General features: G+C 64.2%; 16 protein-coding genes and 1 tRNA gene. 10 read left to right on the forward strand and 7 right to left on the reverse strand.

Annotation, left to right across the window (positions count from 1 at the left end):
• Positions 1–54: 54 nt before the first annotated feature.
• Entirely contained in the window at positions 55–921 is an 867-nt protein-coding gene (gene galU / locus KHP60_RS08880) for a UTP--glucose-1-phosphate uridylyltransferase GalU (RefSeq protein ID WP_213563617.1), read from the reverse strand.
• A gap of 338 nt (positions 922–1,259) precedes the next feature.
• On the opposite strand from galU, the gene KHP60_RS08885 reads away from it, so the two are divergent.
• Positions 1,260–2,486, forward strand: coding sequence for a lytic murein transglycosylase (locus KHP60_RS08885; RefSeq protein WP_213563542.1), 1,227 nt, complete (start codon positions 1,260–1,262; stop codon positions 2,484–2,486).
• A gap of 57 nt (positions 2,487–2,543) precedes the next feature.
• Entirely contained in the window at positions 2,544–3,794 is a 1,251-nt protein-coding gene (locus KHP60_RS08890; RefSeq protein WP_213563543.1) for an SGNH family hydrolase, read from the forward strand.
• Between the two features lie 76 nt (positions 3,795–3,870).
• Here the strand turns inward: KHP60_RS08890 and KHP60_RS08895 are convergent, their stop codons facing one another.
• Complete coding sequence (locus KHP60_RS08895; protein WP_213563544.1) at positions 3,871–5,292, reverse strand: glutamate synthase subunit beta; 1,422 nt, start codon at positions 5,290–5,292, stop codon at positions 3,871–3,873.
• A gap of 18 nt (positions 5,293–5,310) precedes the next feature.
• Positions 5,311–10,029, reverse strand: a complete 4,719-nt coding sequence (gene gltB / locus KHP60_RS08900) for a glutamate synthase large subunit (RefSeq protein ID WP_409366267.1) — start codon at positions 10,027–10,029, stop codon at positions 5,311–5,313.
• Between the two features lie 570 nt (positions 10,030–10,599).
• Between gltB and KHP60_RS08905 the strand changes: the two genes are divergently transcribed.
• Positions 10,600–11,676: a low specificity L-threonine aldolase gene (locus KHP60_RS08905; protein ID WP_213563545.1), complete on the forward strand. Its 1,077-nt coding sequence runs from the start codon at positions 10,600–10,602 to the stop codon at positions 11,674–11,676.
• 165 nt (positions 11,677–11,841) lie between these two features.
• Here the strand turns inward: KHP60_RS08905 and KHP60_RS08910 are convergent, their stop codons facing one another.
• Complete coding sequence (locus tag KHP60_RS08910) at positions 11,842–12,300, reverse strand: Hsp20 family protein (RefSeq protein WP_213563546.1); 459 nt, start codon at positions 12,298–12,300, stop codon at positions 11,842–11,844.
• Between the two features lie 195 nt (positions 12,301–12,495).
• Here KHP60_RS08910 and KHP60_RS08915 point away from each other — a divergent pair, with 195 nt between their 5' ends.
• On the forward strand, positions 12,496–13,557 hold the full coding sequence (locus tag KHP60_RS08915; protein ID WP_213563547.1) for an alpha/beta fold hydrolase: 1,062 nt from the start codon (positions 12,496–12,498) through the stop codon (positions 13,555–13,557).
• On the opposite strand, the gene hisN is transcribed toward KHP60_RS08915, so the two are convergent.
• Entirely contained in the window at positions 13,477–14,259 is a 783-nt protein-coding gene (gene hisN, locus KHP60_RS08920; RefSeq protein ID WP_213563548.1) for a histidinol-phosphatase, read from the reverse strand. The genes KHP60_RS08915 and hisN overlap by 81 nt on opposite strands.
• Positions 14,260–14,375: 116 nt before the next feature.
• On the opposite strand from hisN, the gene KHP60_RS08925 reads away from it, so the two are divergent.
• Entirely contained in the window at positions 14,376–15,635 is a 1,260-nt protein-coding gene (locus KHP60_RS08925; protein ID WP_213563549.1) for an MFS transporter, read from the forward strand.
• Between the two features lie 175 nt (positions 15,636–15,810).
• Here the strand turns inward: KHP60_RS08925 and KHP60_RS08930 are convergent, their stop codons facing one another.
• A complete protein-coding gene (locus KHP60_RS08930) occupies positions 15,811–16,701 on the reverse strand; it encodes an N-formylglutamate amidohydrolase (RefSeq protein ID WP_213563550.1) in 891 nt (296 codons plus the stop codon).
• A 174-nt stretch (positions 16,702–16,875) separates the two neighbouring features.
• On the opposite strand from KHP60_RS08930, the gene cpdR reads away from it, so the two are divergent.
• From cpdR to KHP60_RS08955, 5 genes are all read left to right on the forward strand, one after another.
• Positions 16,876–17,232 (forward strand): cell cycle two-component system response regulator CpdR, encoded by a 357-nt coding sequence (cpdR, locus tag KHP60_RS08935; RefSeq protein ID WP_036361886.1) that lies wholly within the window; start codon positions 16,876–16,878, stop codon positions 17,230–17,232.
• An 89-nt stretch (positions 17,233–17,321) separates the two neighbouring features.
• Positions 17,322–17,396, forward strand: a tRNA-Val gene (locus KHP60_RS08940).
• Positions 17,397–17,440: 44 nt separating this feature from the next.
• Entirely contained in the window at positions 17,441–17,566 is a 126-nt protein-coding gene (ykgO, locus tag KHP60_RS08945; protein ID WP_009763379.1) for a type B 50S ribosomal protein L36, read from the forward strand.
• A 69-nt stretch (positions 17,567–17,635) separates the two neighbouring features.
• Positions 17,636–18,250 carry a M48 family metallopeptidase gene (locus KHP60_RS08950; RefSeq protein WP_213563551.1) on the forward strand — a complete coding sequence of 205 codons (615 nt, stop codon included), beginning with the start codon at positions 17,636–17,638 and terminating at the stop codon, positions 18,248–18,250.
• A 15-nt stretch (positions 18,251–18,265) separates the two neighbouring features.
• The gene (locus KHP60_RS08955; RefSeq protein WP_213563552.1) at positions 18,266–19,240 is read left to right on the forward strand and encodes an alpha/beta fold hydrolase; all 975 of its coding nucleotides are present in this window, start codon (positions 18,266–18,268) and stop codon (positions 19,238–19,240) included.
• Here the strand turns inward: KHP60_RS08955 and pyk are convergent.
• Entirely contained in the window at positions 19,237–20,673 is a 1,437-nt protein-coding gene (pyk, locus tag KHP60_RS08960; protein WP_213563619.1) for a pyruvate kinase, read from the reverse strand. The two genes, KHP60_RS08955 and pyk, sit on opposite strands and share 4 nt — an antisense overlap.
• Position 20,674: the final 1 nt, after the last annotated feature.

Genomic DNA, 20,674 nt, shown 5'->3' on the forward strand with positions numbered 1-20,674 from the left:
CTCTAGCATAGGGAGGCGGCCATGCGGAACCCTTGGCGGAACCCTTGAGCTCGCCTACTTCTGCCGCAGCAGGGCCTCGAGCTCCCGGCGGAAATCGGCGGACAGCTCCTCGCGTTCCAGGGCATAGGCCACGTTGGCCATGAGGAATCCGATCTTGGAGCCGGTGTCGTAGGTCTTGCCCTGGTACTTCATGCCGAAGAACTGCTGCTGCTTCATCAGCCGGATCATGGAATCCGTGAGCTGGATCTCGTTGCCGGCGCCGCGCTCTTGGGTGGAGAGCAGGTCGAAGATCTCGGGCTGCAGGATGTAGCGGCCGGAAATGATGTAGTTCGAAGGCGCGGTGCCCTTCGGCGGCTTTTCCACCATGCCGGTGATCTCGAAAGTCTGGCCGAATTCCTGGCCGACCGAGACAATGCCGTACTGGTGCGTCTGGTCCTCCGGCACTTCCTCCACGGCGATGATGTTGCCGCCATGCTTGTCATGGGCGGCGATCATCTGCTCCATGGAGCCGCGGCTGAGCATGTCGGGCAGGATCACGGCGAAAGGCTCGTCGCCCACGAGCTCGCGGGCGCACCAGACCGCGTGGCCGAGGCCGAGCGGCTCCTGCTGGCGGGTGAAACTCGTCTGGCCGGCCTGGGGCTGGTCCTTAGCCAGAAGTTCCAGCTCCTTCGTCTTGTTGCGGCTCTCCAGCGTGCGGTTGAGCTCATAGGCGATGTCGAAATGGTCCTCGATCACGGCCTTGTTGCGGCCGGTGACGAAGATGAAATGCTCGATGCCGGCGGCACGCGCCTCATCCACCACATGCTGCACGACGGGGCGGTCGACGACGCAGAGCATCTCCTTGGGAACGGCCTTGGTGGCAGGCAGGAACCGGGTGCCGAGACCCGCGACGGGAAGGACTGCTTTGCGGATACGCTTCATTGATTGGGCCATGATTGAGCATCAAGAGGGAAGGGTAATCTAAGTCAGGACCGGGAAAAGGGAACCGATAACTGTCAAGCTTCGGCGCCTTCCAACGCGGCAGGGCTTCCGGGGTTTCACGGTTGCGTGCGCCTTGCTGCAGCTCCCGGTCTGAATTGGAGCTGAAGGATCATGGTTAAGCTGCCAACAGCGGCAGTTTTGAGGAGGCCGATCAGACTGCCTGATCCATGGATGATCTATAAGGACGCACTCTCAACAAGGGGAGCTATCAACCGGCTGTTAACCTGCTTAGTGTCGCATTGGCAGGACAGATCTGTCCTGCTTCGTGAGCGACTTCCATGCGCCAGCCGCTTTCCCTGGTGCGCCGCCTTTCCGGCGCACTCCTTCTCGGTCTGAGCCTCACCGTGGGTGCAGGCGGTAGCGTTCCGCCCGTGCAGGCGCAGGAATCCTCCCAGGCCGGCTTCCAGCGCTTCGTCCAGGGGCTCTGGCCAGCCGCTAAGGCGCGAGGGGTGTCGCGAGCGACCTTCGATGAGGCGTTCCGGGGCGTCGAGCCCGATACCAGGATCATCGCGCTCACGAAAAAGCAGTCTGAATTCGTCCGTCCGATCTGGGACTACATCAACGGCGCCATCTCGGCCCAGCGCCTGAAGCGCGGCCAGGACATGGCGGCCGAATGGTCCAAGACCCTGGCCGCCGTCGAGCGGACCTATGGGGTTCCGCGCTCCGTGGTGCTTGGCGTCTGGGGCATGGAGACCAATTTCGGCAGCTTCACCGGCTCGATCTATGCGGTGCGGGCGCTGGCGACCCTGGCCTATACCGGCTACCGGGGCGATTTCTTCAAGGAGGAACTGCTCACCGCGCTCCAGATTCTGGAAGGCGAGCATATCGACCGCTCCAAGATGCTGGGCTCCTGGGCCGGCGCCATGGGTCAGACCCAGTTCATGCCCTCAAGCTTCATGAAATTCGCTGTCGACGGCAATCGGGACGGGATTCGGGATATCTGGTCCTCGGTGCCCGACGCCATGGCCTCCACGGCCAATTACCTGCGCCAGCACGGCTGGGAGCCAGGGCTGCCCTGGGGCTTCGAGGTGACGCTGCCGCGCGGCTTCGACTATCGGCATTTGAGGCAGGATTTCGCTCGGTGGCAGGCCGTGGGCGTGCGGCGCGTGGATGGGAAAACCATGCCGCGCTCAGGCGAGGCCAGCCTGTTCCTGCCGGGGGGAGCGAGCGGACCGGCCTTCCTGGTGACCCGCAACTACGACGTGATAAAGGCCTACAACTCCTCGGATGCCTATGCCATGGGGGTCGCCCATCTCGGCGACCGGCTCCTCGGCGGATTGCCGATCCAGGGCGCTTGGCCCAAGGACCAGCCCATGCTCGACAAGGATCAGCGCCAGGAATTACAGGAGCGGCTGGCCGGCCTCGGGTTCTATGAGGGCAATACGGATGGTAAGCTCGGCTCCAAGACCCGGGAGGCCGTGCGGAACTTCCAGCTGCGCCGTGGCTTGATCCCGGATGGCTATGCCGATTATGCGGTCTTGCGTGAACTGCGCGCGACCCGCTGACGGAGCCCCCGCAAGGCTCTATACTCGAGGCTGGTCCGGAACGAAATGGAACCGCCTATGACCATGGTGCCGATCCTTCGCTGCGTGTCCCTGGCGCTGCTGCTGGCAGCCCTCGGGGGCGGTGCGGCCATGGCCCAGTCCGGCTATTACCAGCAGCAAGGCCAGCGCGATCTGCGGGCTTATCCTCCAGGCTATTATCCTGGAAAACTCGTACAGCCCGCGCAACCCCGTCCGCAGCAAGGCTTCAGCATCAGGCGCTTCCTCGGGGTCCCGGAGGAGCCTGCCCGGCCGACGCGTACGCCCGTCGCACGCCCCCGCAAGTCCGCCCCGTCATCGGCCGCCGTTGCGAAACAGGAGAAGCCGAAGGTCGATCCGAGCACATACGTGGTGGTGTTCGGCGACGCCCTGGCCGGCTTCGCCCGCCAAGGGCTCGACGCGCATCTCGCCGAAAACCAGGATGTGGCGGTTGTGCCCAAGATCAGGGACACGAGCCTTGTCCGCACCGATCCTGCCGATTGGCCGAATTTCATCAAGGCGGCCCTCGATGGCGGCCAGAAGACCACCATCGCCGTGGTCATGCTCGGCGCAAGCGACCGGCAGGCGATCCGGGAGGGAGACGAGACCGTCGAGCCCCTGTCAGACCGGTGGAAGGAGCTCTACCGCCAGCGCGTCGATGCGATCGTGAACACGTTCAAGGAGCGTAGCATCCCCGTGGTCTGGATCGGCCTGCCGCCGATGAAGAACAGCAAGACCTCCGAGGATCTGGTCGCCATCAACGAGATCTACAAGGAAAGCGTCCAGCGCGGCGGCGGCACTTACGTCGATATCTGGCCGGGTTTCGTAGACGATGAGAACCGCTATACGGCTGAAGGCCCCGACGTCGACGGCGAGCCCGCCAAGCTGCGCACCAACGAGGGTGTGTTCTTCACCCGCGCCGGCGCGCGCAAGGTCGCTTTCTTCGCCGATACCGAGATCAAGCGCATCCTGGGGCAGGGCGGAACGGCGACTGCGGTTGCCCCCAATCCGGCCGATATCACGCCCGCGGACGGATCTTCCCCTCCCTCAATCGAGGCAGCGATCCCGGCCCCGCCGGATGCTGCCGCACCGGTCTCGCTGCCCTCGAAGCCCTTGGTCGGACCTGTCCTCCCGCTCACTCGCCAGGACGTGACCCCAGGGGGAGCGCTGGTATCGGCCCCGCCGAAGCTGGCCGGGGACAATGCCTATACGGCCCAGCGTGCCTTGCGGGTAGGAATCGCTCCAGGTTCCCGTCCCGGGCGGGCCGACGATTTCCGTTGGCCCAATCCTTGAAAGCATCTGGACAACAAAAAAGCGGCGGTTCATCTCGAGGTGAACCGCCGCTTTCGTTTTGGCTAGCAGATGGAGATCAGACCGGCAGGGTGCTGGATCCCATCAGGAAGGTGTCGATGGAGCGGGCAGCTTGGCGGCCTTCGCGGATGGCCCAGACCACCAGCGACTGGCCGCGGCGCATGTCGCCGGCGACGAACACCTTCGCGCTCGACGTGCGGTAAGTCTTGTCGTCGGCGACCACGTTCCCGCGACGGTCCATGGCGACGCCTGATTCGTCCAGCAGGCCGTCCTTCACTGAGCCGGCAAAGCCGATGGCGATGAAGACCAGGTCGGCTTTGAGCACGAACTCCGACCCGGGAATCGGCTGGCGCTTCTCGTCCACGCGAGCGCATTGCACGCCGGCCACGCGGCCCTTCTTGCCGACGACGCCGAGGGTTGCCGCCTGGAACTCGCGCTCCGCGCCTTCCGCTTGAGATGACGAGGTGCGCATTTTGGTCGGCCAATAGGGCCACACGGTCAGCTTGTCCTCGCGCTCTGGAGGCTTCGGGCGGATGTCGAGCTGCGTCACGGAGAGCGCGCCCTGACGGAAGGCTGTCCCCACGCAATCGGACGCCGTATCGCCGCCACCGATGACCACCACATGCTTGCCGTTGGCGAGAATTGGATCGGCGGTGACTTCCTCGTTGCCGAGGCGCTGGTTGGATTGGGTCAGGTACGGCATCGCGTAATGCACGCCGGCGAGATCCTGTCCCGGCAGGCTCGGGTTGCGCGGATCTTCCGCGCCGCCGGCGAACAGCACCGCGTCGAACTCGTTGTGGAGCGAGGCGAAGCTCTTGTCGACGCCGATATTGACGCCGCAATGGAAGACCACGCCTTCCGCCTCCATCTGCTTCACGCGGCGGTCGATGTGGTACTTCTCCATCTTGAAGTCCGGGATGCCGTAGCGCAGCAGACCGCCGGGCTTCGCCTGGCGCTCGAACACGTGCACCTCATGACCCGCGCGGGCGAGCTGCTGGGCGGCCGCCATGCCGGCAGGGCCCGAGCCGATCACGGCCACGCGCTTGCCGGTCGAAACCTCCGCCGGCTCCGGCTTCACGAAGCCCATCTCCCAGGCCTTGTCGGCGATGGCCTGCTCGATGGTCTTGATGGTGACCGGCTGGTTCTCGAGGTTGAGCGTGCAGGCTTCCTCGCACGGCGCCGGGCAGATGCGGCCCGTGAATTCGGGGAAGTTGTTGGTGGTGTGGAGGTTGCGCGCGGCCTCCTCCCAGTCGTTCTGCCAGACCAGATCGTTCCAGTCGGGAATCTGGTTGTGCACCGGACAGCCCGTCGGCCCGTGGCAGAAGGGAATGCCGCAATCCATGCAGCGTCCCGCCTGCTTCTTCAGATCGTTGTCGTCGAGCGGCAGCGTGAACTCGCGGAAGTGGCGCACGCGTTCTCCGGCGAGCTGATACTTCTGCTCCTGCCGGTCGTATTCGAGAAAGCCTGTGACCTTGCCCATGGGTTTGCCCCTTAATCCTTATTCCGCCGCCTGCAGGTTCCGGAGACGATCCATCTCCTGGAGCGCTCGGCGATACTCGACCGGCATGACCTTCACGAACTTGGTGCGGTAGGTCGTCCAGTTGTCCAGGATCTCCTTGGCGCGCGTCGAGCCCGTATAGGTGTGATGGTTGGTGATCAGTTGCATCAGGCGCTCTTCATCGGGGCCCGACATGTTGGCCATGATGTCGATGCGGCCCTTGGTCTCCAGATCACCGCCGTGGTGGTGAAGGCGGCGCATCAGGTCCTCCTCCTCCTCGACGGGTTCGAGATCGACCATGGACAGGTTGCAGCGCTTTGTGAACGTGCCGTCCTCGTCGAGCACGTAGGCGATGCCGCCCGACATGCCTGCGGCGAAGTTGCGGCCCGTCTGACCGAGCACGACCACGAGGCCGCCGGTCATGTATTCGCAGCCGTGATCGCCGGTACCTTCGACCACCGCGATGGCGCCCGAGTTGCGCACGGCGAAGCGCTCGCCCGCGACGCCGCGGAAGTAGGCTTCACCGGCGATCGCCCCGTACATCACCGTGTTGCCGACGACGATGGAGTTCTCAGGGAGCGCCTTCGAGGCAGAGGAAGGGCTAATGATGATCTTGCCGCCCGACAGGCCCTTGCCGACATAATCGTTGGCTTCGCCCTCGAGATTGAGCGTCACGCCGGCCGCGAGCCACGCGCCGAAGCTCTGACCTGCGGTGCCCTTCAGCTTCACGGTGATCGTGTCGTCGGGCAGGCCCTCATGGCCGTAGCGCTTCGCCACTTCGCCGGAGAGCATGGCGCCGACCGTCCGGTCGGAGCTGCGCACACGCGACTCGATGATGACGGCCTCGCCGTTCTCGAGAGCCGTCCCAGCCTGAGCGATGAATTCGCGGTCGAGCACGTTCTCGATGGGGTGGACCTGCCGCTCCTGGTGACGGATCGACACGTTCGGGCCCACATCGGGCTTGTGGAACAGCTTCGTGAAGTCGAGGCCCTTCCCCTTCCAGTGGTCGATGGCCGCGTTCTTGTCGAGGAGATCGGACTGGCCGATCATCTCGTCAATGGTGGTGAAGCCCATCTCGGCCATCAGCTCGCGCACTTCCTCGGCGACGAAGAAGAAGTAGTTGATGACGTGCTCGGGGAGGCCCTTGAAGCGCTTGCGCAGCACCGGGTCCTGCGTGGCGACGCCGACAGGGCAGGTGTTGAGATGGCATTTGCGCATCATGATGCAGCCGGCGGCGATCAGCGGCGCGGTCGAGAAACCGTATTCGTCGGCGCCGAGCAGCGCTGCGATGATGACATCGCGGCCCGTGCGCAGTCCCCCGTCGGCCTGTAGCGCCACGCGTCCGCGCAGCCGGTTGAGCACGAGGGTCTGCTGGGTCTCGGCAAGGCCGATTTCCCAGGGCGAGCCTGCATGCTTCAACGAGGTGAGGGGAGACGCACCCGTGCCGCCCTCGAAACCCGAGATCGTGATGTGATCGGCACGCGCCTTGGCGACACCCGCCGCCACCGTGCCGACGCCGACTTCCGCCACGAGCTTCACCGACACGTCTGCTGACGGATTCACGTTCTTCAGATCGAAGATCAGCTGGGCCAGATCCTCGATGGAATAGATGTCGTGGTGCGGCGGCGGCGAGATGAGGCCGACGCCGGGAGTCGAGTGACGCACGCGGGCAATCTTGGCGTCGACCTTATGGCCGGGCAACTGGCCGCCTTCACCGGGCTTGGCGCCTTGGGCCACCTTGATCTGCATCATGTCGGCATTGACGAGATATTCCGTCGTCACGCCGAAGCGACCGGAGGCCACCTGCTTGATGGCGGAACGCTTGGAGCGACCGTCGGACAGGGGGCGGAAACGCTCCGGCTCCTCGCCGCCCTCGCCCGTGTTGGACTTGCCGCCGATGGCGTTCATGGCGAGCGCCAGCGTCTCGTGCGCTTCCTTCGAGATCGACCCGAAGGACATGGCGCCGGTGGAGAAGCGCTTCACGATCTCCTGGGCCGGCTCGACCTCGCTCAAGGCGACGGGCGTGCGTCCCGACTCGTCCGCCTTCTTGATGCGGAAGAGGCCGCGGATCGTCTTGAGCTCGTTGTCCTGCTCGTTCACGAGACGGGCATATTCGCGGTAGCGGTCCTGCGCGTTGAGGCGCACGGCGTGCTGCAGCGTCGCGACCGTATCCGGGTTCCAGGCATGCACCTCGCCGCGCTGGCGGTAGGCGTATTCGCCGCCGACATCGAGCGCGTTGCGGTAGATCGGCGCGTCGCCGAAGGCGTCGCGGTGGCGGCGCACGTTCTCTTCCGCCACCTCGTCCATGCCGATGCCTTCGATGGTGGTCGCCGTGCCGAAGAAGTCACGAGACACGAAGTCGGACTTCAGGCCGACCGCGTCGAAGATCTGTGCGCCGCAATAAGACTGGTAGGTGGAGATGCCCATCTTGGACATCACCTTGAGCAGGCCCTTGCCGATGGACTTGATGTAGCGCTTGATCGCCTCGTCCGCGTCCACTTCCTCCGGGAGCTCGCCGGCTTCAAGCATGGCTTCGATGGTCTCGAAGGCGAGATACGGGTTGATCGCTTCCGCGCCGTAGCCGGCCAGGCACGCAAAGTGATGGATCTCACGCGGCTCGCCGGACTCGACCACGAGGCCGACCGAGGTGCGCAGGCCCTTGCGGATCAGGTAGTTGTGCACGGCGGCGGTGGCGAGCAGCGCCGGGATCGGAATTCGGTCCGGACCGACCATGCGGTCGGTGAGGATGATGATGTTGTAGCCGCCGTGCACCGCCGCTTCCGCACGGTCGCAGAGGCGGTCGAGGGCGCCATCAAGGGCAGCGGCGCCGAGTTCGGCGTCATAGGTGATGTCGAGGGTCTTCGTGTCGAAGCGATCCTCGAAATGGCCGATGCAGCGGATCTTCTCCAGGTCCTCGTTGGTGAGGATCGGCTGACGCACTTCCAGTCGCTTGCGGCGCGACGTGCCTTCGAGGTCGAGGATGTTCGGACGCGGACCGATAAACGACACGAGGCTCATGACGAGTTCCTCGCGGATCGGATCGATCGGCGGATTCGTCACCTGGGCGAAGTTCTGCTTGAAATAGGTGTAGAGCAGTTTCGACTTGTCGGAGAGCGCGGAAATCGGTGTGTCCGACCCCATGGAGCCGACGGCCTCCTGGCCGGTGACGGCCATGGGCTGCATGAGCAGCTTCAGGTCCTCCGAGGTGTAGCCGAAGGCCTGCTGGCGGTCGAGGAGGGACACGTCCGTGCGGGACTCGCGCGCCTGGACGGGCTTGAGGTCCTCCAGCACGATCTGCGTGCGTTTCAGCCACTCCTTGTAGGGATGGGCGTTGGAGAGCTGCTGCTTGATCTCGTCATCGGAGACGATGCGGCCCTCCTCGAGGTCGATGAGAAGCATCTTGCCCGGCTGCAGGCGCCACTTCTCGACGATCTTCTCCTCCGGGATCGGCAGAACGCCCATCTCGGAAGCGAGCACCACGAGGCCGTCGTCGGTCACGAGATAGCGGGCGGGGCGTAGGCCGTTGCGGTCGAGGGTCGCGCCGATCTGCTTGCCGTCGGTGAAGCACACGGCGGCCGGGCCGTCCCACGGCTCCATGAGGGCCGCGTGATACTCGTAGAACGCACGCCGGTCGTCGTTCATGAGCGGGTTGCCGGCCCATGCTTCCGGAATGAGCATCATCATGGCGTGCGACAGGGAATAGCCGCCGCGCACCAGGAATTCGAGCGCATTGTCGAAGCAGGCGGTGTCGGACTGGCCCTCATAGGAGATGGGCCAGAGCTTGGAGATGTCGTTGCCGAAGAGTTCCGAGTCGACCGAAGCCTGACGGGCGGCCATCCAGTTCACGTTGCCGCGAAGCGTGTTGATCTCGCCGTTATGGGCGACCATGCGGTAGGGATGCGCGAGCTGCCAGGTCGGGAAGGTGTTGGTGGCGAAGCGCTGGTGCACGAGGGCGATGGCGCTTTCGAAGCGTTCGTCCTGCAGGTCGAGGTAGTAGTCGCGCAGCTGCGTGACGAGCACCATGCCCTTGTAGACGATGGTGCGGGACGACAGGCTGACCGGATAATAGCCGGCCGTCCGCACGTCCTTCATGTCGTAGACGGCGTTGGAGATGACCTTGCGGGCGATGAACAGGCGGCGCTCGAAGGTCTCGGCATCGTCCATGCCCTTGCCCTTGCCGATGAAGATCTGGCGGTGCTGCGGCTCGGTGGCCTTCACGCTCTCGCCAAGATCGCTCGAATCCACCGGCACTTCGCGCCAGCCGAGGACCTGCAGGCCCTCGTCGGTGATCGCCTTGGTGACGATCTCCTCGACGAGCTGGAAGCCCTCCGGATCGCGGGGCATGAACAGATGGCCGACACCGTATTGGCCTTCCTCGGGCAGCCAGATGCCGACCTTGGCGCATTCGGCGGCGAAGAACTTGTGCGGGATCTGAACCAGGATGCCGCAGCCGTCGCCCATCTTCGGATCGGCCCCCACCGCACCACGATGGTCGAGGTTGTGCAGGATCGACAGGCCCTGCTCGACGATGTCGTGCGACTTGCGGTTCTTCATGTCGGCGATGAAGCCGACGCCGCAGGAATCCTGCTCGTTGGACGGATTGTAGAGCCCCTGGGCAACCGGCAGGCCCGGATCACGCACCACTTTGACCGTGTCCGCCATCGTGGCGGTACGGCTTGGCACTTGGGTTTCCAGGCTCTTCGTCGGCTCGTCGCTCATGGCAGATCCTCACATCCGAACACGTCTTCAAGGCTCTTTGAGGCGGCTTTTGGGCCCGCCGGATGATTGGATCGTCCGGGTGCCCGCCGCTTCTTCGGTTTTTCGAGGGTTGGGTCCGGCAGGGGAGCCCGCTCCTCGCGGGCATCCTTGGGCTTTCAGAGTTCAGCCCAGAGTCGCCCGTCCCGCCCACGTTTTGCAGGCGGCTTTGTTGGTATCTCGTTTCGTTCGCGTCAGGCGAAGCATCAAGAAGACCCCAAGGCGAAAGTCGAGGAGTGCAGGCACTCCAAAAAGGGACAGTATCGCTGTCCTAATGGCGGCAAAGTGCCAGAGTTCAGCGCAGTGCACAAGAGGGTTTAGAAACATTTTAGACAAAAGTTACAAGCCGATGACCGCGAATGTAACAAAAGCAGCTTTCGGGCCTTAGGGACGAAAGTCTTCGCCGATGGGTCAATGATCTTGACATGTTGCCGCGACCGATCCGGATCCCGTCCCGACCTAGACGGCAGGAGCATCCAGGCCATGCCCAGAATGGCATTCCCCTTTGGGATCTGATGCTCTAGGAAACCCTTCATGAATTTCGCCAGCGACAACATCGTGGGGGCCAGCGCTCCTGTTCTCCACGCCATTCTGGAGGCCAATGCCGGGACCATGGCGGCCTACGGCAACGACGAAATCTCGCAATGCGTCAAGGCGCGGTTCAACGAGATCTTCGAACGTGAAGTCTCCGTGTTCTTCGTGACCACCGGAACGGCCGCGAACGCGCTTGCCCTGTCCTCAGCCGTGCCGCCCTACGGTCTCTGCGTCTGCCACCGGGAAGCGCATGTCATCGACGACGAGTGCGGCGCGCCGGAATTCTTCATGCACGGGGCGAAGCTTGCGGGGCTGCCTGGTGTCGGGGCCAAGCTTAAGGCGGACGACGTCGACGTCTATCTCAAGAGCCTGCCCAAGGCGGTCAAGCAGATGCCGCCGAAGGCGCTGTCGATCTCGCAGGTGAGTGAGGGAGGTCTGGTCTATGGCCTCGATGAACTCGCGGCGCTTGGAGCGGTCTGCCGCGAACATGGGCTATCCTTCCATATGGACGGCGCCCGCTTCGTCAACGCGCTCGTCTCGCTGGGCTGCACCCCAGCCGACATGACCTGGAGGCGCGGCGTCGACATACTTTCCTTCGGCGCCACCAAGAACGGCGGCCTCATGGCAGAGGCCATCGTAGTGTTCAAGCCGGCACTCGCGGAGGCGCTCGACTACCGGTCGAAGCGTGCCGGTCAGATTATCTCCAAGGGGCGTCTCATCGCGGCGCAGTTCGAGGGCTATTTCGCGGACGGTCATTGGCTCGACAATGCGCGCCATGCCAATCGCATGGCGACGCTTCTCTCTGATGGGCTCCTGCAGTTGCCCGGCGTGCGTCTGGCATGGCCGACCCAAGCCAACGAGGTCTTTCCGATCATCCCGAAGACCCTGGATCAGGCGCTGAAAGCCGCCGGCATCCTCTACCATCCGTGGACGGACCTGAGCCTGCCTGAGGCCGAGCACGTTGCCGATCACGAGGTGTTGATCCGCCTCGTCACGTCCTGGGCTTCCAGGGAAGAGGACGTGCGCAGGCTGCTGGAGGTTGCGTCTTCGGGGATATCGCGCCACGCCGCCGAGTGATTGCCCTAACCCTGCCGCAATCACCCGCGATTGGTTCTCTCCAGAGACCCTTGACCGACGGGGGCCCCTCCAGCCCCAGCGGGATTATTCAAGGACCAGGATCCGACAATAAAAAAGCGCCCCGGCCGAACCGGGGCGCTCTTCGTTTGGGTTTCAGACGAACCGTTAAGCAGCCTGCTTGGCTTCGATGGTCCGAGTGCCGTTCGAGGAAATCGGGATGAGCTTCGGCTTCTTGGCCTCCGGGATCTCGCGCACGAGGTCGAGATGGAGCAGGCCGTTCTCGAGCGCCGCACCCGTCACCTGGACGCCGTCAGCCAGCTGGAAGCGCCGGTCGAAGCTGCGCGCCGCAATGCCCTGATGGAGCACGTCGACTTTGCGCTCTTCGGAGGGCTTGCGCTCGCCGCGGACCGAAAGGGTGTTTTCCTTGACCTCGATGGTCAGATCGCGATCGGTGAAGCCGGCAACCGCGATCGAGATGCGATAGGCATTCTCGCCGGTGCGCTCGATGTTGTAGGGCGGGTAGCTCGGGGCCGCATCGACGCTGACGAGCTGGTCGAGCATCGAGAAAAGACGGTCGAAGCCGACCGTGTTGCGATAGAGGGGAGCAAGATCGTACTGTCGCATGGCATATCCTCCGCTTGAAGCGACATGCAGAATAAGAATCCACCTTGAAGAGGCTGGATCCGGGTTGATGTGCCGCCGTCATGGCCGGCACAGGTTCGATTTGGGAATAGATGTGTTTGCTTTCAAGAGGGTCGTTTTCTGCACTGAAAATGCCCTATAACAGAGCCCAAGCGTCTGATCCTGGAACCTCCTCCCGTGGAATTCATCACCCCCCCCGACAATCCCGTGCCCGGCGAGCCCAAACTCGTCAGCGTTACGACCCGTGACGGCATCACGCTCCGGGCCGCCACCTGGATGCCGGAGACCGAGGAGCCGCAGGGGACGGTCTGCATCCTGCAGGGCAGGGCGGAATTCATCGAAAAGTACTTCGAGGTGGTGAGCGAACTGCTCGACCGGGGATTTGCCGTCGTTGCCTTCGACTGGCGCGGGCAGGGGCTGTCCGGGCGGCAGGTAAGCAACCCGCGGAAGGGCCATGTCCGGCGCTTCGCCGATTTCCGGCACGATCTGGAGGCGGTCCGGGACCAGATCCTGGTGCCTCACATGCCGCAGCCGCATTTCGGCCTCGCCCATTCCATGGGCGGCGCTATTGCCCTGAACGCGGCCTATGAAACCTGGCTGCCCTTCCGCCGTCTCGTGACCACGACGCCGATGATTGCCTTGTGCATCGTCAAGCGCACCCGCTCGTCCGCATTTCTGGCGCGTATCCTGCGGTTTTTCGGCATGGGCAAGATGTTCGTGCCGGGCGGTGGCGAGACATCGATCTCTACGATGCCGTTCAAGGGAAACCGCCTGACGAGCGATCCCGTGCGCTATGCCCGCAACGCCGATGCGGCTCATGCCATCGGGGCCGGCGCGGTGGGCGCGCCGACCGTCGCCTGGCTCGACAGTGCCTTCCGCTTCATGAAGCGCTTTGCCGATCCGCGCTATGCCGTGAAGATCCGGTTGCCGACCTTGATCGTGGCGGCTGGTGCCGATCCGGTCTGCGCCACGCCGGCCACGGAGCGGTTTGCCGCGCGTCTTAAGGCCGGCTCCGTCATCGTGATTCCGGGTGCCCGGCACGAGATCCTGATGGAGCGTGATGTGATCCGCGAGCAGTTCTGGGCCGCTTTCGATGCCTTCGTCCCCGGCACTCCCGATCCGGAGGTGGGGGCGAAGCGCAGTTTGGCCGAGGTCGGTTTAGCGGCTGAGCAGCTCGACGGCGGCGGCGTGGACCCGGCGGTCGCCCGCAGCCACGATGCGCCCGCCGTCAGCAGCTGAGCCCCCTTCCCAGGTGGTGACGACGCCGCCGGCCCCCTCGATGATCGGCACGAGAGCCGCGATATCGTAGGGCTTCAGCCCGGACTCGACCACAAGGTCGATATGGCCTGCGGCCAGCATGCAATAGGCATAGCAATCGCAGCCGTAACGGGCAAGGCGGGCGACGCTCTCCACCCGGTCATAGGCGCGCAACTCGTCGCCGGCGAAGAGGCGCGGGCTCGTGGTGGAGATGACGGCATCCTTCAGCGAGGCGCAGCGGCGCGTCATGAGCTTGCGATCCCCGCCCGGCCCCCGATAGGTCGCGCTGCCCCCGTCGCCGAAGAAGCGTTCGCCGGTGAAGGGCTGATGCATCATGCCGAAGACCGGCTGGCGCCTGTAGGTCAGCCCGATCAGCGTGCCCCAGGTGGGAAGCCCGGCGATGAAGGCCCGCGTTCCGTCGATGGGATCGAGCACCCAGACGTAATCCGCATCCTCGCGCTCGGCGCCGAATTCCTCGCCGACGATGCCGTGGGTGGGGAAGCTGCGCTTGATGAGGTGGCGCATGGTCGCCTCGCTCGCCCGGTCGGCTTCCGTCACCGGGTCGAAGGCGCCGCCGCGGGATTTATCCTCGGTGGCGATAGCGGTGCGGAAGAAGGGCAGGATCGCCTGGCCCGATTGCGTCGCGAGCTCGTTGACGAAATGCGTGAAGTCGATGAGCCCCATGACGCGCGTGTCTCCTTAAAGACTAGTACGGGCGGCCTTGGCCCGCCTGCCATCAGCTTTTATCAAGCGCTTGGCGCGCGGCAAGAGAGCGGCGCTGTCAAAGGGACACGGTATCGATGAATTTTGCGCCCAAGCTCGACACGACCCGCTCTGAAACGGCCCTGTTCCTGATCGCAGTCCTCGCTGCGCTCTATGCGGTCAGCCAGTTCCTGCGCAATTCCATCGGTGTCATCGCCAACGATCTGGCCCGGGAGCTCGATCTTACGGCCACACAGACGGGACTTCTCTCCAGCGCCTTCTTCTTCGCCTTCGCGGCAGTCCAGATCCCGATCGGCATTCTCATCGACCGCTACGGTCCGAAACGGACCATGCTGGCGACGGCGGTCCTGACGGTAGCGGGAACCATACTCTTTGCTCTTGCACCTTCCGCCCTCATGCTCATCGCGGCGCGGGCTCTCATGGGGCTCGGCTGCTCCACATTCTTCATGGCGCCGCTCGTAATCTATGCCCGGCGTTTCCCGCCGGAACGGTTCGCCGGGCTCACGAGCCTGCAGATGGGCTTGGCCAATATAGGCACCCTGGTGGCGACGGCTCCGCTGGCAGCATCGGCGGCGACCTTCGGCTGGCGCGACTCGTTCCTCGCGGTCGCCGTCCTGACGGTTGTCATCCTAGTTGCCATCGTGTGGATCGTGCCCAGGGATTCTGGCTCGGACCGACCCAAGGAGACCTGGGCTGCCGCCTTCCGGGGTGTGGCGGCTGCCCTGAAGGTACCGTCCTTCTGGCCGGTCTTCTTCATGCACCTGACCACCTACGGATGCTTTGCCTCTGTCATCGGGCTCTGGGGCGGGCCTTGGCTGTCCGACGTGCACGGGGCCGATCTTGGCATGAGGGGGAATATTCTGCTCCTCGGCGCGACGGCTCAGATCTGCGGCATGTTTCTCTGGGGGGCGATGGACCGGTTCTGGGGCAGCTACAAGAAGCCCGTGCTGATCGGCAGCACGGCGACAATCCTGCTTCTGAGCGTTCTCGTTCTTGCGCCCCTTGACCGGACATCCGCCACGCTGTGGTTTCCGCTCTTCGGCCTGTGCGTCGCCTACACGCCCATTCTCACAAGCCATGGAAAGTCGTTGTTCCCGGCGACGCTGACCGGGCGGGGCATCACGCTCATGAACATCGGCACCATGGGCGGCGCCTTTCTCTCCCAGAGCGTGACGGGAATATTGATTGATCTCGTGGGGCGGTCCGAACAGGGGCTCTACCGGCCGGAGGGCTACCGCCTCGTGTTTGCCGCCCTGGCGGGCTGGCTGTTGCTGAGCCTCGTCTTCTACGTCAGAGCCATCGATCCGCATCCAAGCAGTCATGCGTACAAGGCATGACAAAAGCGAAGATTTCGGTTGCAATTTGTGCGATGCGGCGTGATTATTGCAGTGCGATATGGCGATGGCGTCGCCTTATCGTAGCCCTTCTTGGGCGTTTCCTCCCTAAACTTCGGGCCGCTGGCAACAGTGGCCTTTTTTCTTGCCTGAACGACAGCGCAAGGTCTTGAGAGGATCACTCCGCCGCGATCGACCGGATCGTCAGCTCGCCCTCGACATCCGAGATCACCTGGGCAAAGGCCTGCGTCAGGTCGCCTGCCAGAACCGCAAAGCCGGGCTTCTTATGCATGTTGCGCTCGTCCATGTAGAGCGCCCGGTTGATCTCGATCTGGAGCGCGTGGCGCCCCAAGGCCGGCTCGCCGTAATGTTCGGTGATGAAGCCGCCGGCATAGGGCTTGTTGCGGATCACCGTGTAGCCGCGCCCTCTCAGGGCCGCTTCCACCAAATCGATCAGAAGGGTGGTGCAGCTCGTTCCATAGCGGTCACCGAGCACGATGTCGGCCTTGGCCCCGTCCTCGCGGCTGACGCTGGAGGAGGGCATGGAATGGCAATCGATCAGGATGGCGTGCCCGAAATGCTGAGCCGTCCGGCGCACGAGATTCCGAAGGGTCCGGTGATAGGGCTTGTAGAGCCATTCGATCCGATGCAGGGCCTCCTCCACATGGAGGCGCGAGCGGTAGATCTCCTGCCCGTCGGCCACGATGCGCGGGATGGTCCCGAGGCCCCCGGCCACCCGCATGGAGCGGGTATTGGTGAAAGGCGGCAGGCGGCCGTCGAACATGCGGGAGTCAAGTTCGTAGGGCTCCCGGTTCAGGTCGAGATAGGCCCTTGGGAAGCGCGCGGTCATGAGTGGGGCGCCGAGATCAGCCATCGAGCCGAAAAGCTCGTCCACGAAGGCGTCCTCGGACCGCCTCAGGGCGATGGCATCGAGGCGGGACGCAGCCAGAAAGGAGGCCGGATACACCGCGCCCGCATGCGGCACGTTGAAGACGAAGGGAATCGTCTGTGCCGAAGGTTCGGTGACGGTGAAGGGAGGGTCGAACTCATCGACGATGGCTGGCCGCATCAGAATTCTTGGCTGTGTTGGAATAGAAGCAGGACTTTGTGCTAGTGTAAGGCAGCGCCGCCGCCTGTCCATGACAATATCGTAGCAAGTCTGCGTCCGACTTTCACGGCTTGTTTACCCTCGACCCGTCATGAAGGAGAGAGCACCTCCGCCACGATTCGGGACTGGCAACCGATGAAGATCCTTCTTGCCGAAGACGATAACGACATGCGCCGCTTCCTCGTGAAGGCGCTGGAGAACGCAGGCTACGACGTCGCCTCGTTCGATAATGGCCTTTCCGCCTATAACCGCCTGCGTGAGGAGCCCTTCGAGCTCCTCCTGACGGACATCGTCATGCCGGAGATGGATGGCATCGAGCTCGCCCGCAAGGCCACCGAGCTCGATCCGGAGATCAAGGTGATGTTCATCACCGGCTTTGCCGCCGTTGCGCTCAACCCGGATTCCCAGGCCCCGCGCGATGCCAAGGTCCTGTCGAAGCCGTTCCATCTGCGCGATCTGGTGAGCGAAGTCGATAAAATGATGGCTGCCTAAAAAAGGGCAGGTCTAAGGCTTGCGCCAAAGCCCGCTTGTGGGTATATCGCCCCCACAGCCGAAGCGGGACGTCAAAATCACCGTTTCCCGGGCGCGTAGCTCAGCGGGAGAGCACTACGTTGACATCGTAGGGGTCGCTGGTTCGATCCCAGCCGCGCCCACCATTTTCTTTTTTCCGGCCTTCCCGAAGGGCCGCAGGAGACCGGATATGAAGATCCGTAACTCGTTGAAGTCGATCCGCGGCCGCCACCGCGACAACCAGCTGGTTCGTCGCAAGGGCCGGGTCTACATCATCAACAAGACCCAGAAGCGCTACAAGGCTCGTCAGGGCTAAGTTCGCTGCGGCGATGCCGCACACGAGAATCTGAATTGACCGCGCATGCCGGGACCCTAAAATCCCGGCATGCGTTTTTTCGCGTGCCTGCTGGCCCTCACCTTAAGCTTTTCCGCACTCCCGGTCAGTGGGCAGGAGCCCGCGCGTCCCAAGGATTCGAAGGAGCAGGCTCAGCCGCCCCAGCCGCCCCAGGCGCGACCCCGGGCCTCTACCCTGGATGAGCTGTTCGAGCGCTTAGGAAAAGCTCAGACCGAGCGCGAGGCGGAGGGCATCTCCTCTCTGATCGAGCGGCGCTTTGCCCGATCCGGCTCCGATACGGCCGATCTTCTTCTGAACCGTGCGGCCGAGGCCTTCGGGAAGAAGGACTTCCCGCTTGCGATCGAACTGATCGACCGGGTCCTGGCGCTCCAGCCCAACTGGGCGGAAGCCTGGTACAAACGGGCGACCGTCTTCTACCAGCTCGACGATCCGGTGGGCGCCATGGCCGACCTGCACCGTGCGATCAAGATCGAACCCCGCCACTTCAATGCCTGGACCGGGCTAGGCCATATCCTCATGGCCTCGGACGACAAGGCGCGGGCCCTTGAGGCCTACCGGCGGGTGCTCACGATCAATCCACAGATGTCCGACGTGAAGACCATCGTGAACCGCCTCGGTCCCGAGGTTGACGGGCAGGACCTCTAAACCCAGCTTGCGGGGATGACCCTGCTTCTCGTCATCGCCGTGCCGCTCGCATTCCTCGCCCTGGGAGCCGCTTTCTCCTATCTCTATGCCTGGACCATCGAGAGGCGCTACCCGCCGACCGGCCGGTTCGTCGCGGTCGACGGCTGCAGGCTCCATTATCGGGAGGAGGGGCCGAAGGACGAGCCGCGCGGGACCGTCATCCTGCTGCACGGCGCTTCATCCAACCTCGTCGAGTCCATGCTCGGCCTCGGTCGATCGCTCGCGCAAAGCTATCGGGTCCTCGCCTTCGACCGTCCCGGACACGGCTGGAGCGAGCGCAAGCCGGGCCTGGGCGAAGCAGAGCCTGCCCGCCAGGCGGCGATGATCGCGGGTGCCTTGCGGCAGTTGGGCGTTCGGAATGCGGTGATCGTCGGGCATTCCTGGTCGGGCACCATCGTCCCGCATCTCGCCCTCGATCATGCCGATGTGGCGGGAGCGATCCTCGTGCTTTCCGGCATCACGTCGCCCTGGCCCGGAGGCTACATCGGCTGGTACCGGCGCCTGATCGATTCCCGGGTGGGATGGCTGCTGATGCGCACGCTTGCCGTGCCGGTTCTGCTCATGCTGCGGCCCCCGATGAAGAGAAAGACCTTCCGGCCGCAGGCGGCTCCGCGGGACATCGTCACGGAGGGCTTCATTCCCCTGGCTTTCCGGCCGAGAACCTATGAGGCGAACATGCAGGATTTCGCCGTCATGTACGATGCGGTCCTGCGGCAGAGCAGGCGCTACCGGGAGATCCGGCTGCCCGTCACGGTGGTTGCGGGCGACCGGGACGAGATCGTCTGGACCGATCTCCACAGCGTCTCCTTTGCCCGGGAGGTGCCAGGTGCGGAGCTGATCCTGATGCCCGGCATCGGCCACATGCCGCAATATGCCGATCAGGAGACGGTGATTGCGGCTGTCATGGCCCTGGCCGAACGGGTCGCGCCGGCCAGGATCGGGGTGGATTAGGCCTGTGCGGCGTGTTCCTGGTTGACGAAGGCGATGCGCACCATGTTGGTGGCGCCGGGCGTGCCGAAGGGCATGCCGGCCACGACGATCACGCGGTCGCCGACGGACGAGTATCCCTCGCGCAGGGCGAACTTGCAGGCGCGGAATGCCATGTCGTCGATGTCGCTGGCATCCTTCGTGCGGATCGAGTGCACGCCCCAGACCAGCGCCAGACGGCGGGCCGTGTTCACGCTGGGAGTGAGGGCAACGACCGTTGAGTTCGGCCGCTCGCGGGCGATGCGGAAGGCGGTGGAACCTGAAAAGGTCCAGGCCGCCACCGTCTTGATGTTGAGCGTGTCGGCGATCTGGTGGGAGGCCGCCGCGATGGCGTCCGAGCCGGTGGCTTCCGGCGCTGCGTTCAGGGTGCGCATGATCGACCAGTAGTTCTGGTCCTGCTCCACCTCTTCGGCGATCCGGCTCATGGTGGCGACCGCATCGATCGGGTACTGACCCGAGGCGCTCTCGGCCGAGAGCATCACCGCATCCGCGCCATCGTAGACGGCCGTCGCCACGTCGGAGACCTCGGCGCGGGTCGGAACCGGCGACGTGATCATGGATTCCAGCATCTGGGTGGCCACCACCACCGGCTTGCCGAGCTGGCGCGCCGTGCGGACGATGCGCTTCTGGATGCCCGGCACCTTTTCCAGCGGCATCTCGACGCCGAGGTCCCCGCGGGCGACCATGACCGCATCGGAGATTTCCATGATTTCGTCGAGGCGGGTAATCGCCTGCGGCTTCTCGAGCTTGGACATCACGAGCGCGCGGCCGCGGGCGACCTTCTTCACCTCGGCTACGTCCTCGGGACGCTGCACGAAGGAGAGGGCGATCCAGTCCACGCCGGCATCGAGTGCCGCTTCGAGATCAGAGCGGTCCTTCTCGGTCATGGCTGCGACCGGGATCGTGGTGTCGGGCAGGCTCACACCCTTGCGGTTGGAGATCTTGCCGGCGACCTCGACCGAGGTGGTGGCCGAGCCCTGCTTCACGCTTTTGACGCGCAGGCGCAGCTTGCCGTCGTCGATCAGCACCGTATGGCCGGGCTCGAGGGAGGAAAGGATCTCCGGATGGGGCAGGTGCACGCGATCCTTGGTGCCGAGAGTCTTGTCGGCATCGAGTGTGAAGCTCTGGCCCTGCACGAGCATGGTGCTGTCGCCCTCGAAGGCGCCCACGCGCAGCTTGGGACCCTGCAGATCGGCCAGGATCGCGATGGGGCGCTTGAACTTGGCCTCGACGGCGCGGATCATTTCGACCCGCTCCTTCAGCTTCTCGCGCGGCAGATGGCTCATGTTGAGACGGAAGACGTCGGCGCCGGCCTGGAACAGTTTGGCGATCATCTCCGGGTTCTCGGAAGCCGGTCCCAAGGTTGCAAGGATCTTCGTGCGCCGTTCGCGTCTCATC

The sequence above is a fragment of the Microvirga sp. 3-52 genome (assembly GCF_018383585.1).
GTDB lineage: Bacteria > Pseudomonadota > Alphaproteobacteria > Rhizobiales > Beijerinckiaceae > Microvirga.